The organism is Orenia sp. (genome assembly GCF_055140805.1).
This window is the reverse complement of record NZ_JBSQYM010000075.1, coordinates 1-13,722: the sequence shown is the minus strand read 5'-3', so window position 1 is coordinate 13,722 and position 13,722 is coordinate 1. Positions and strand designations below refer to the sequence as shown.

The 13,722-nt window shown below is 30.5% G+C and carries 9 protein-coding genes; all 9 read left to right on the top strand.

Annotated elements, in window-relative coordinates; genetic code table 11:
• Positions 1-315: 315 nt before the first annotated feature.
• Positions 316-3,348, top strand: a complete 3,033-nt coding sequence (locus ACTCDL_RS08955) for a bacterial transcriptional activator domain-containing protein (RefSeq protein ID WP_463175924.1) — start codon at positions 316-318, stop codon at positions 3,346-3,348.
• Between the two features lie 358 nt (positions 3,349-3,706).
• Positions 3,707-6,877 (top strand): BTAD domain-containing putative transcriptional regulator, encoded by a 3,171-nt coding sequence (locus ACTCDL_RS08950; RefSeq protein ID WP_463175923.1) that lies wholly within the window; start codon positions 3,707-3,709, stop codon positions 6,875-6,877.
• A 183-nt stretch (positions 6,878-7,060) separates the two neighbouring features.
• Positions 7,061-7,237: an aspartyl-phosphate phosphatase Spo0E family protein gene (locus ACTCDL_RS08945; protein ID WP_463175922.1), complete on the top strand. Its 177-nt coding sequence runs from the start codon at positions 7,061-7,063 to the stop codon at positions 7,235-7,237.
• 23 nt (positions 7,238-7,260) lie between these two features.
• Complete coding sequence (locus tag ACTCDL_RS08940) at positions 7,261-7,923, top strand: hypothetical protein (RefSeq protein ID WP_463175921.1); 663 nt, start codon at positions 7,261-7,263, stop codon at positions 7,921-7,923.
• Positions 7,924-8,154: 231 nt separating this feature from the next.
• Positions 8,155-9,009, top strand: coding sequence for a CheR family methyltransferase (locus ACTCDL_RS08935; RefSeq protein ID WP_463175920.1), 855 nt, complete (start codon positions 8,155-8,157; stop codon positions 9,007-9,009).
• Between the two features lie 53 nt (positions 9,010-9,062).
• The gene (locus ACTCDL_RS08930) at positions 9,063-11,099 is read left to right on the top strand and encodes a methyl-accepting chemotaxis protein (protein WP_463175917.1); all 2,037 of its coding nucleotides are present in this window, start codon (positions 9,063-9,065) and stop codon (positions 11,097-11,099) included.
• 154 nt (positions 11,100-11,253) lie between these two features.
• Entirely contained in the window at positions 11,254-11,610 is a 357-nt protein-coding gene (locus ACTCDL_RS08925; RefSeq protein WP_463175916.1) for a hypothetical protein, read from the top strand.
• A 35-nt stretch (positions 11,611-11,645) separates the two neighbouring features.
• A complete protein-coding gene (locus tag ACTCDL_RS08920; protein WP_463175915.1) occupies positions 11,646-12,902 on the top strand; it encodes an HD-GYP domain-containing protein in 1,257 nt (418 codons plus the stop codon).
• Between the two features lie 481 nt (positions 12,903-13,383).
• Positions 13,384-13,722: hypothetical protein (locus ACTCDL_RS08915; RefSeq protein ID WP_463175912.1), on the top strand; the 339-nt coding region annotated here is incomplete at its 3' end.

Sequence of the window (13,722 nt, the reverse complement as noted above, 5' to 3'; positions counted from 1 at the left end):
GAGAGGACTAAAGCATCTTTTATTCCCCTCTCCTGATATGAGGAGAGGGGTTAGGGGTGAGGTGGGTTTTATATTACATTCTAAAGTTGTTTATCTATAGATTAGAGGTTTGTGAATCTAAAATTTTGTGAGGTTACGAACGGGGTGGGTAGTAGGTCAAAAATATGTTTTGGGAAATGGGGACTTTGAATGAATAATATGAACAAAAATCATTTTAGGAGATCTAATTATCACTTTAATAAGTGGTATAACAAGGATTTATGGAATAAATATAATAATATTAAATATTATCCCCTCACAATTATTAGAGGAGGCATGGGTAATGGTAAGTCAAGTAGCTTATCTAAGTTTGTAGAAAGCAATTTTAACGGCAAATTCACTTGGTTAAGCCTTAATGAAAACTTTAAATTAGATCTTAATATTTTTTGGAAGCTGATTGTTGAAGCCTTTATCTTTTATAATAATGATTTACGAGAAGAGATGAATAAGATTATTAGAAATCTTGAACAAAAAGAGTTAGATATCAAGACTGTTTTAAATGATTTAGTGGAGATATTATTTGATAACTTAAATAATGACAGCATATTAGTAATTGATAATCTAGAATTCCTTGCTAATAATTATATTATAGCTAATAGCTTAAGTTATTTTATAAATTTAATCCCTAACTCCTTTCATCTAGTAATTATCACCAGGTCAGAGATTTATTTGCCCAAATTAGAAAGATGGGGGATACAGAGCAGGGTCCAATTTATAGGGGAAGATGAATTTATGCTCAATAAAGAAGAAATAAAGTCGTTATTAACTTTAGAGTATAATCTAAATCTATCTGAAGATGAGCTAAAGATGATATATCAAAAGACTGAAGGCTGGATTTTAGCCATTGACTTTATTGCTAAAGAGTATAATAAAGAGAATTTAGAAGATTTTCTTAATAACTATGATAACTTTGAAATGATAGATGCTTATTTTAATTATCAGGTTCTGGCTAAAATAGATGATGAGTTATTAATAGAATTCTTAATGAAGACATCCTTGCTGATAGAATTAGATATTAAAATTGCTAATCGCTTTTTAAAGATAGATAATAGTGATAAGCTAATTAAGTTAATAAGGGATAACTTTGGATTAGTTGAGAGAGTAGGTGAAAGAAGGTATCGATTTTATAACCTATTTAAAGAATTTTTAAGGAATAAATTTAAGCAAATCTATATCGACTTTGACCATAGTAGATTAATAGATATATACTTAGAACTTGATATGGTTGAAGAAGCAACCTGTTATAGTTGTCAAAACAATTGTAAAGCCAAACTGATAGATATAATTTTGCAAAATGGTAATAGTTTAATCGGGAAGGAAAGATATAACTTTATAGAGAAGGCCCTTTGCTGTTTGACAGAAGATGATTTTGAGAATAATCCTTTGTTATATCTCTATCAAGGTGATTATCATCTATACAGACATGATCTTTATAAATCTCTAACTAGTTATCAACAAGGTGAGAAGATATTTAGAGATAGAGGTGAAAGAAGTAATTTAAAGAAATCTCTCTTTAAATCTGCTAGATTATATGCCTTCTTTAACTCTAATCTCCTTCTAAAATATTTAGAAAAGTTACTGGCTTTGCAAGCTAATCTATCGGTAGTTGAAGAGGAAGAGCTAATTTATTTAAGGTTTATCTCTAATCTGATTAAGGGAGATAATTTAGAGGCAAAAAGTCTGTTGCCTAGACTTGAAGATAGTGGTTATTACAATGAACTATTAGCTAACCTATTATTTATGGAAGGAGATTTTGACAAATCACTAAAGATTATCAACAGTATTGATAAGCCTAGAGAAGATTATGTTTTTTACAATACTTTAATAGTACCGATACTTATAAATTTACTTGTGGGGAATTTTGATAATGCCCAAGAGTATATCTTAAGAAAGTTAGATCAAGGTAGTTTTGTAATAGAGTTATTTGCTGATTATTATCTAGCACAGATAGCTGAATTTTGCTATATTGAGCCTAGAGTAGAATTGAAAGAATTATACTTACAGAAGCTTAATATAATAGCTGATTGTCCTTATCACTCATCCTGGTATAGATTAGAACTGATCTTAAATATAGTGTTTTGGGAAGTCTTTTATGGCGACTTAGAAAAAGTGCTCTATTATGGCAAGGTAGGCCTGGAATATGCCCAAAAAAGGGATGATAAACTTTTTATGGGACTATTGAATAAGGCCATAGGGATTAAATATTACTTTGATGATAGTTTGGAGAGAGCAGTTGAGTTGTTAGAGCAGGCTGTAGATTATTTTCTGAGTATTGAAAATAATCTATTATTGGCTTCAGCTTATTTATGGATAGCTTTAGTTTTTTACAAGAGTGGGGAAGATACTAAGTTAGAAGATTGTATCAGTAAGTTGTTGAGTATAATTAGAGAAAAGAATTATAATTTTCTATTGTCAACTCCAAACTTACTAGGTTCAAGAGATCCTAATCACTTTATCCCACTGTTACTTAAAGCAAGAACTTTAGGAATTGAAAGAGATTATCTAAATCAACTTTTAAAAGGGCTTTCTTTAGAAGATATAGACTATGCACCAGGTTATTCATTAAAGGTTAAAGCTTTGGGAAGACTCAAGGTTTATCGAGGAAGTCAATTAATTGCTGAAGATGAATGGGGTCGTAAAAAGTCAAAAGAGTTATTTAAGTTATTATTAGTTAATTACGGACAGTTAATTAACAAAGACTATATATGTCGGATATTATATCCTGATTATAATCAAGAAAATGCTTATCGGAACTTTTCTGTTAATTTAACCTATCTGAATAAAGTTTTAGAACCACAAAGAAAGAATGGTCAAAAACCCTACTTTATTATCAGAGAAGGTGACTATTATGGTTTAACTAGAATGTTTGCTTATATTTATGATGTTGAAATCTTTGAAAATTTAATTGATAGAGCAAAGCAAGCAAATTATAAGCCATTAAGGGTAAAGTACTATCAGCAGGCTTTAGAGCTTTATGATGATTTTATCATTGATGATTTATATAATGAAGAGATAATTAAAGAAAGAAAGAGGTTGCAACAGCTATATTTAGAGATCGTTGATGAGATTATGGAGTATTATTATCAGAATGGAGATTATAATAAGTGCATACAGCTAGCAGATAGAAGTTTAAAGATGGACAAATATTTTGAATTGGCTTATCTTTATAAAATTAAATCTTATAAACAGCTTAATCTTCGAACTTATGCAATCAAAACTTATAAGAAGTGTAAAGATATTTTAGAAGAGGAATTAAATATTTCACCTAGTCAAGAGATAGAAGATTATTATGAATCAATAATCAATTAAAACAATAGCAGATTTAGAAAAATATTTTTTTTAAGTTGAAATAAAGAAAAGGTCCACCTACATTTTATTATATAGGTGGACCTTTTCTTTTAGGAAATATATATTTTGATTATGATATTTAAGTAAAGCTCTGGGTTAAATTATTTTTGGAACCCAGACCCACTTGTCGTAAAATGTCGTAATATACATTTATTTGAATTTTATAAAATAATCTGGTTTTGTAACCGTTTTGTAAGTGATATGTAATCGATTTGAAGTAGTAGCTTGTTATAATAAGATTATAAATTAGCAGTAACAGTTATTAATAGTAATATTTTTACAGTGAACTACAAATAATAGTTTTGAGGGAGGGAGCTAAATGATTTTGAGAACAGGGTCTATTATATCTAGGGTGAATGCTCCTTGGGATAATCAGAAATTGATAGAAAAATTTTCATGGTTAGATAAGAATACCTTGACTATAATAGAGGCTAAGATGGGTTATGGGAAGACGATTAATTTGGCTAATTTTCTCAAAGATAAATATGATGAGAACTCTTACTGGTATAGAATCAAGAGAGATAATGTTACAGAATTTGAATTTTGGAGAAAACTGATAAAAATTTTAAACTTTAAAAGTGATGTTGATATGGAGAAAATCAATCAACTGCTTGGTAGATTAGAGGAAAGAGAGCTTGAGGCAGAGGATTTTTTAGAAGAATTCTGCCAATCCATCTATGATGTTGTAGTAGATGATACATTTTGGATCATAGATGACTTTCATAAGCTAAGTTTAAATTCAGGCTTTATTAATGCCTTACAATTATTTATAGAGATGATTCCAGCCCAGCTACATCTGGTGATTATCAGTAGGAGAGCTATTGATTTACCTAAACTTGCTTATTGGCAGATAACTGGGATAGCAATGAAGATAGAAGAAGGTCTGTTTAATTTGGATATCAGTCAAGTTGAAGATTTTCTGATTAATTATTATAGATTGAATTTAACTTATAAAGAGATCAAGAAGATATATAAGCTGACAGAGGGCTGGATGATTATTCTTGATCTAGCTGCCCGTAGATTAAAGGATGGGCTTAAGTTGGACAAGCTTTTAAGTGATGAAGGGGACTTTGGATTAATCTTTGATTATTTTAATTATGAGGTTTTGACTCCACTAACTAATGATAAACTTTTTTTGACAGAGTTTCTATTTAAAACATCAATACTAAGTAATTTTAGTATAAAATTTTGTAATGACTTTTTAAACATTAATAATAGTCAGGAGATAATAAATGAGCTATTAGAGCAAGGGGTATTTATCTTCAAGGTTAATAATGACATATATAAGTATCATAATATATTTAAGAGATTTTTAAAGGTTAAAGCCAGTCAGATTTATGATTTAGACTTGTTAAAGCAGAGAGCTAAAAAAATATATCTACAAAACGATAGGGATATAGACTTTGTAGACTATATTCTAGATAATGGTTCTAAAGAAGAGATAATAGAGATGATAATTAATAGAGGAGAAAGCTGGCTAGAAGAAGGAGATCTATCGTTATTAGAGAGATCTTTAGCTACTTTATCTAAATCTACTATACTATCAACTCCAGAGCTATTAATCTACCAAGGTGATTTATATCAAAGTAAGGAATATTTTGAGAAAGCAATTGAGAAATATCTCCAAGCAGAAGAGATACTTACTGGTATTTATAATAAAAATCTAGTTAAGCTATTATTTAAAATAGCTAAGATTTATGCCTTCTTTACTTCAAATAAATTAGCAACTTATCTTGATAAACTAAGAGAGTTTCAGAATGATTTTTCTAAATTAGAAGCTAGAGAGCTATTAGAATTAGAATTAGTTGATATGTTAGTTAAAGGTAATATAGTTCAATTAAAGTCTAAACTTGATCAATTTGAAATCGATGAAGGCAAATGTAAAGAGTTGAAGGCATATATCTATTTATTTGAGGGTAAAGCTTCTAAAGCGGAAACTTTATTTAAAGAATTAGAGGATCAAGGTAAGAGCTTGAATGAATATCTACTATTTTATACTATTACCTTACCTGTAACTTATAATTTACTTGAAGGTAATCTCTGTGCTACTTTAGAATATATTTGGCACCATTTAAAGACAGAATGTAAGATAGTTAAGGAATTTTTAAATTATTATCTAGCCAATACTTTGGAATTATTTAGGGTTTACGATACTAATGCTCTAAAATCCAAATATTCTAGTTTTATAGATAGTTTGACTACAAGAAAGATTGATTTTTCATGGTATAAAGCAGAAGGAATAATTAAATTGATGATTTGGGAAGCATTTTATGGAGATTGTCATAAAGGGATTGATTATTGCTTAAAAACTTTAGAGGATTCAAGGTACAATAAATATAAAATCTTAGAGATAATACTATTTAGAGTATTGGGAATAAACTATTATTTTTCAAATCAATTTGAACAAGCTGATAAATATTTGAGTATTGCTAAGAAGCATTTGATGAAGATGAACAATAAGTTGTATCTGGCTTCTACATATTTAATTTTAGCAAAGGTCAATCGTGAATTAGGAAATAATCAAAAATTCTATAGATATCTTGAAGAAGGAATTAAGATTTCAAAAGAGCATGGCTTTGATAATATCTTTATTAAATCATCATTAGGAGGTTTTAGAGATCCAAATCGTTTGATTCCAATCTTACTTGAAGCCAAAGAGGCTAATATTGAAAAGGAGTATGTAGAGGGTTTACTTTCTAAGATTAAATTATCAGAATATAATAGAGCACCAGGTTATTCTTTAAGGATTAAGACTTTAGGAGGTTTAAAGCTCTATCGAGGTAGGACTAAGGTCAAAGATTCTGATTGGAAGCGTAAGAAGTCTAAGGAGATATTGAAATTATTTCTGATTAACTATGGTAGTTTATTACCAAGAGAGAAAATATGTAATATCTTATGGCCAAATAAGGATCAACAATCAGCTATTCACAGTTTTAATGTTGCTCTAAGTAGTTTGAATAAGATATTAGAGCCTGATAGAGGTTCTAGAGCCGATAGTTATTTTATCATAAAGAAAGGTCATGCTTATGGATTAGCAAATACCTTTGCTTATTATTATGATGTTGAGGTATTTGAGGGGTTTATTGAGCGTGGTAAAGATTCTGAAGATAAGTCTATAAGTATGAATTATTTTAAAGAGGCAATAAAGCTATATAATGATGATTTCTTAATGGGAGACTTATATAACGAATTTGTTACAAGGGAGCGAGAAAGATTACAGCAGTTATTTTTAGAAGCTGCCAATGAATTGATGAGATACTATTACCAAGAAGAAAATTATAAGAGTGCAATCAGCTTAGCCAATAAGATTCTTTCTATAGATGCTTATTTTGAAAATGCTTATCTGTATAAGATGAAGAGTTATCATCAGGCTGGAAGAAGAGAATTTTCAATTAAAACTTATCGTAAGTGTAAGGAAATTTTAAAAGATGAGTTAAATATTGAACCTAATCAGAAAATTAAAAATTACTATAAACTTTTAATAATATAGAGAGTAGCCCAAAGGTTACTCTCTATATTTATAAATTAGTATAATTTTTTATTTGTGACTTGATTGTAAGTCAATTGTGAGTAACTAGATAGAATTGGATGCTACAATTAGGTAGAAGATAACTTTGTAGCACCCTTCTATACAGTTTTAAACTTGAATTCTGATGAAAGGGGTGTTCGTATTATGGCAGATAAAGATCAATTGAGAGAAAAGTTGAATACTTTAAGGACTAAGATGGTTACAGTAGCTTTAGATAGAGAAAATTTATTAGATAAAGAAGTGCAGAGATTAAGTCAAGAACTCGATCAGCAGATATTAATCTATATGAACTCCTGTGATTTTGGTAAAAAAGAGGGTTGATTTATAAAAAAGGAGGGAGAACGATGACTATAGTTGCTGTATTAATTAATTGTTTAAAGGATTGGGACAAGCTTAATTGTGCAGATCAAGTCAATAATTTTAAGAAATTGATAGATTCTATACTACTTCATTTAGGTATTATGACTGATACAAGTATTAAGTCTAAAGTAGAGTTATTAGCAGAACTACAAGATAGAATTGAATATTTGATAAAAAAAGAAGGGATAGATGAAGATTTGCTGGTAATGGGACTTGTTAATTTTGTTACTGAGAGCTTAGAAGCTACTTTAATGAAGCAAGGACATACTATTATCTTAGATGAAAAGTTAATCTCTTCTAATAGGATTGATTTGGAGATGAAAACTAGGCTTTCATGTAGTTTAGAGCAGTTAAAGCAGAATGATTTTTATGAAGAAGCTATTAAAGAGCTAGATCAGTGGAACGCTTTAGTAGCAAGTAACTTTAGCAGAGGAAATAGAGCTAAATGGAAGCGAGAGAGCTCTGAAGTGATAACAGAAGATTTAGAGGAAGATTGTTTTCGGATTCATCGAAAAATTTTGAATATTTTATCTGAGGTGTCTATTATTAATTTGATGAGCAAGGTTGATATAGAAGAGATTAAGAATTTAACTCATACTATAGCTTTAAGAGAAGGTTTGATATATAGTCATCCAACTTTAGAATGAAACAATATAGAGATAATGCGACACTTTGTGTCGAGTGTGAGCTATGAGTGTGAGTGTGTGTAAAACTTCTTTTTATTGGGGTTTACTCACACTCACACATCCACTCACGCTAATTTTAAAAGTGTTACAATATATCCATTAAGTTTCATTCTGAATTCACATACCTATATCTATTATTTAATAAATGAAATAATCAAATAATCATGATGATAAATAACGGGTGGAGTGGATTTGATTTCTATAGAAGTAGGTGATGAGATGGAGTTATATCAGATGAGTAATCAGATATTTAAAGATATCAGTCAATGGATTTATCAAGAGATAGGACTAAAGCTGACTGAGAAGAAGAAAGCAATGGTAAAGGCCAGGCTGACTAAAAGATTAATAGAATTAAAAGTAAGTAGTTTTGAAGAATATTATCAATTAGCAAGCGGTTGTGAGAGTGAGAAGTGTAAGTTAATTAATTTATTAACTACTAATGTAACAAAATTTTTTAGAGAAGGATATCATTTCCAATTTTTAGAAGAGGTGCTACTCCCTAAGATTAGATCAAATTATAAGCAAGATAAAATAAGAGTCTGGAGTGCAGGATGTTCTAGTGGAGAAGAGGCTTATAGTATTGCAATTGTATTGAATGAGTTTTTTGGTGAAGAGTGGGATATAAAGATCTTGGCTACAGATGTTAATACAGAGGTCTTAAAGAAAGGGGCTAGAGGAATCTATTCATGCTGTGAATTGAAGAAGTTATCACCAATGTTAGTGGACAAGTACTTTAAAATTATTAAATCTTCTGATAAGAGATATTATCAAGTTAGAGATAAATTAAGGAAACAAGTTATCTTTAAAAGGCTAAATTTAAATCAAACTAAATCATATCAGATCAATTCAAAGTTAGATTTGATTTTTTGTCGTAATGTCTTTATTTATTTTGATGATAATGTAAAGCAAGAGGTTCTTAATTTCTTTTATAATAATTTAAAGAATAGGCAATATTTATTTTTGGGTAATTCAGATTCAATTGATCATATTGTACAGGATAATCAAAAGTGGAAGTTACTCTACCCTACTACTTATCAAAAGTTATAATTTCTAATCTCAGTTAAGGTTTAAATAATAATTTTAAGGAAGAGGTGATACACATGTTAGAGGTTTTAAAGAAATTGATTACATTTAGAAATAAGTTATTATTATTTATATTGATCCCTTTTATATTAGTAGGTATCTGGAATGTGAAGAATACAAATAAATTAATTGGTACTAATGTTACTAAAATGGTTGAGAATAATGGAACTGAGAATATCAAAAATGGAGCTGATGTAATTGCTAATTGGCTAAGATCTAAAGAGAATGAATTGGTTGTGATGGCTAAGATGGTAGATTTAGAAGATGATTGGAGTGCAGATGAACAGAGAGGCTGGAGAGTAATTAAGCAATTGATTAAAGCTGATGATTCTAAGAAGACAGATCAATTTATACTAATGGACTTAGCTGGTAAGGGGTGGACTAGCTATGCTGATAAAGTGCTAAACTTAGCAGATAGAGATTATTTTCAAAGGGCTAAAGAGAGTAATGCTTTAGTGGTAAGTGATCCTAGAAAGTCTGAGATAATGGATAAGGATGTTATTGTAATTACTATACCAGTTAAGAATAATATGGGGACGACTATAGCATATCTAGGACAAAGTCTTCCTTTAACAAATTTAGAAGAGATAGTAGGTGGCTTTAAATTAGGTAATAAGGGTTATGCCTACTTAGTTCAAAAAGATGGTAAGATATTTGCCAATCCTAGTGAAAAAGAAGAGCTTAGTCTGCTAGAAAGAGGTAAGCAAGAAGGTGGAGTTACTAACAAGATTATTGCTGGTGAAGAAAGCTTTGGGTTATATAATTTGGCTGGTGATAAAATGTATACATTTTATCATCCGATTGAAGGTGTAAATTGGAGTTTGGTCTTGACAGCACCTAAAGCTAAATTGACTTCAATAGTAGATATGTTGATTGGGGAGATTACTAAAGGTTATCTAATTCTATTAATTATTGTATTCATTATTGTCTTTTTAATAACTACTAATGTATCTAAAAATGTAAAAAAAATCGATCTAGTATTGGATAAGATGGCCAAAGGTGATTTTAGTCATAAAGTAAGAGTCAAGGGTGCTGATGAGCTAAGTAGAATGGGAGATAATATCAATGAAGTAATTGATGCCTTAGGTAGTACTATCAGTAGTATCAAAGATTTCTCTTTAAATATAGCCAATTCTTCTGATGAGATAGCAGAAGGAAATAATGAGCTTTCTGATAGAACTCAGAATAATGCCTCAGCTTTAGAAGAAGTTTCAGCAACGATAGAAGAGATTAATTCCTCAATGCAAGAGGTCTCTTCTAATTCAGAAGATGCTAATAGATTGTCACAAAATACGATGAAATCCTTAAAGACTGGTAGTGATGTTGTCAGTGAGACTATAGAGGCGATAGGAGAGATAAGTGACCATAGTGAGAGGATATCAGAGATTATAGTAACGGTTAATGAGATTGCTTCTCAAACTAATCTATTGGCTTTAAATGCTGCAGTAGAAGCAGCTAGAGCAAATGAGAATGGTAAAGGCTTTGCTGTAGTAGCTGATGAAGTCAGGAGTTTAGCTGAAAGAACTGCTGAGTCTGCTAATGAGATAGAGAAGTTGATTAAAAGTATTATCAAAAAAATAGTACATGGAAATAATCTAGTCAACGAAACTGGTGCTACTTTAAAAGATATTGTAGAGAATAGTAAAGAAGTCCATAAGTCCATTAGAAATATTTCAATCTCGACTGGAGAGCAAGCCTCTGCTATTGAACAGACTCAGCAAGCTTTAGAAGAGATTAATCAAGGTACCCAAGATAATGCAGCTATGGTAGAAGAGATAGCAAGCTCAAGTGAAGAACTCAATAGAGAGTCTGTAGAGATGGCCAAATTGGTCGAGAAATTTAAGGTTAGAAAAGCTGAGCAACAGAATCTAGAGTTATTGAATTTAATTAAAGAGCAATTAGAGAAGCAAGCAAGTATCAAGAAAGTGAAGAAAAATCAAACAGATGATAAAAAGGCTAATCAAAAAGCAAAAGAGTTTGAAGCTATTGACTTATCAGAGCTAGATTTGTCTAAGTTAGATATCGATAGAGAAGATTTAAATATAGATTTTTAATAGTTAAGTTTTGCTAGTTGGAGGGTTAGGTAGTTAGATAGTTCCTAACCCCTATCCACCTAACAATCAAAGTATCTTAGTATCTCTCTATATAGCGTTGTTGTTAAATGATAAAAATCACTAAATGAACTTATAGATTTAAGGGGGTAAGCAGATGAGTAGTATTGATAAGAAAGGTAAATTTAAGAAGATAAAGTTTGAGAGGGTTGAAGCAGAAGAAGTAAATTATCCTGGTTATCTAGCTATTCGTGTCTATGATTGTGCAATAGCTGGAGTTGATAGTGAGTTTTTAGGGGTAGATAGTAGAGGTGAGCAGGTAGGAGAGCGTGGAGTAAAGGGAATTAGTGTAGAAGACAGTTGTGATAAAGGAACTTTGATTTTATTTGGTATCGAAGATTTAGTGGAGAGTAGAAATTTTAACTATAATACTGCTGAAGCAATGATCAAAATTGCTGGATTTACAATAGGTAAAGTCTCTATTAATATACCCCCTTGTATCTATTTACCCTAAATTAAATAGAAGTGAAATAAAAGGAAGGTGAGATAATGGATAAGAAGTACAATATACCTTTGTTTGATATAATTCTCAGCTTATCCCATGTAATTAATATAATTAATAACTCTTCTAGTACCCATCAAGAACAGGTGGCTTATATAAGCTATAGATTAGCTAAGGAGCTTGGTTTTAAAGATGTTAGAAGAAAGAAGATCGTTCTAGCAGCAGCGATTCATGATATTGGGGCTTTTTCTTATAAGGATAGAGCTGAGATATTAAATTTTGATATTAGACAAAAGCCTAAACATGCAGAGATAGGATATTTGTTAATTAAAGAGTTTGAACCTCTAGCCAGGATAGCTTCTATTATCCGTTATCATCACCTTAAATGGAATTATGGTAATGGAAACTCTTATAGAGGCAAGAAAATTCCTTTAGAAAGCCATCTGTTAAGTTTGGCAGATAGGATAGCAGTACTAATTGATAGTGAATATGATGTTTTAAATCAAAAAAGAAGAATAATAGATAAGATTAAGGAGAACTCTGGCAGTAGGTTTAATCCAGATTTTATACAAGTTTTTTCGAAATTGGCTAAAAGGGAGGAGTTTTGGTTAAGAAGTGTAAGGCCAAATATTATCAAGAGAATGTTAATGGCAGAGTTTAATAAAATGAAGATTAAATTGAATTTAAAAGGTCTAGTTGAATTTAGTCAACTTTTAAGTAAGATAATAGATTTTAGAAGTAGTTTTACTGCTAGCCATTCTAAAGGTGTAGCAATTACTGCACAAAAGATTGCAGAGCTGATGGGATGGGTTGAGGATGATTATCGTAGAATGAAGATTGCAGGTTATTTTCATGATTTAGGTAAGTTGGCGATACCTAAAGAAATTTTAGAAAAACCAGGCAAACTTTCAAAAGAAGAAATTAACATTATCAGAGGTCATACCTTTTATACATATCAGATCTTAGACCCAATTAAATCATTGCAAGAGATTAAAGAATGGGCTGCTTTTCACCATGAACGATTAGATGGAAGAGGGTATCCTTTTCACCATCAAGGTCAAGAACTCTCGACAGGTAGTAGGATTATGGGGGTGGCTGATGTGTTTGCAGCTATTACAGAGGATAGACCTTATCGTAATGCTATGACTAAAGAGAAGGTTTTGAATATCTTAAATTCTATGGTTGAAGATGGGGCATTAGATCAGGAAATTGTAATATTGGTAACTGATAATTATGAAGAATTAAAATTTATAAGAAATAGAGAGCAACAGCAAATAATTAAAGAATATTCACTAAGCTTTTAATTTAAAAGTCTTCTTGTTATTTCTATTTTTATAATTATTAAATTTATAAATTATTTATCTGGAATAAAGTTTGCTTAAAGTATTGATAATATAGTCATCCAACTTTAGAGTGAAACAATAGATAGATAGTGTGACACTTTCGTATCGGTATGAGTGAGTAGTTTGAGTGTGTGTGAAGTGCCTTTCTATTGAATTTCACTCACACTCCCACACCAACTTACACTTATAAAAAGTATCGCAATATACCCATTAAATTACACTTTAGACTTGCATATCTATATAGACTCGTGAATCTAGAATAAAATTTAACCATGACGCTATAGAGAGATATTACGACACTTCGTGTCGAGTGTGAGTAAAGTCTTTTTTATTGGAGTTTACTCACACACACCCACTCACACTGACACTCAAAAGTGTCGTAATATACTCATTAAGTTTCATTTTGAATTCACATACCTATAAGTGGTTAGGAGGGGTTAGAATGAGAGGGATTAATAAAGTTAAAGAATACAAGAAGGTTAAGTTAGAGTTGATGGACTCAACTGATAATAATGGTTATTTAGCGGTAAAAGTTTATAACTGCCTATTAGAATCAGATGATGTTCAATTTCTAGGGGTCAATGATAATGGGGAGGTTGTAGGTGATAGTCCAGTTACTGCTACTCATTTAAATGAAAGGTGTGATCAAGGGACAGAGGTTTTATTTGATATAAAAGGATTAATAGAGAGTGGTCAACTAGATACTAAAGTTGTCAAGGCAATTATTAAAGTTGGAGATTTTGAATTAGGGCAGATAAATATCTGTCTCTTATACACATCT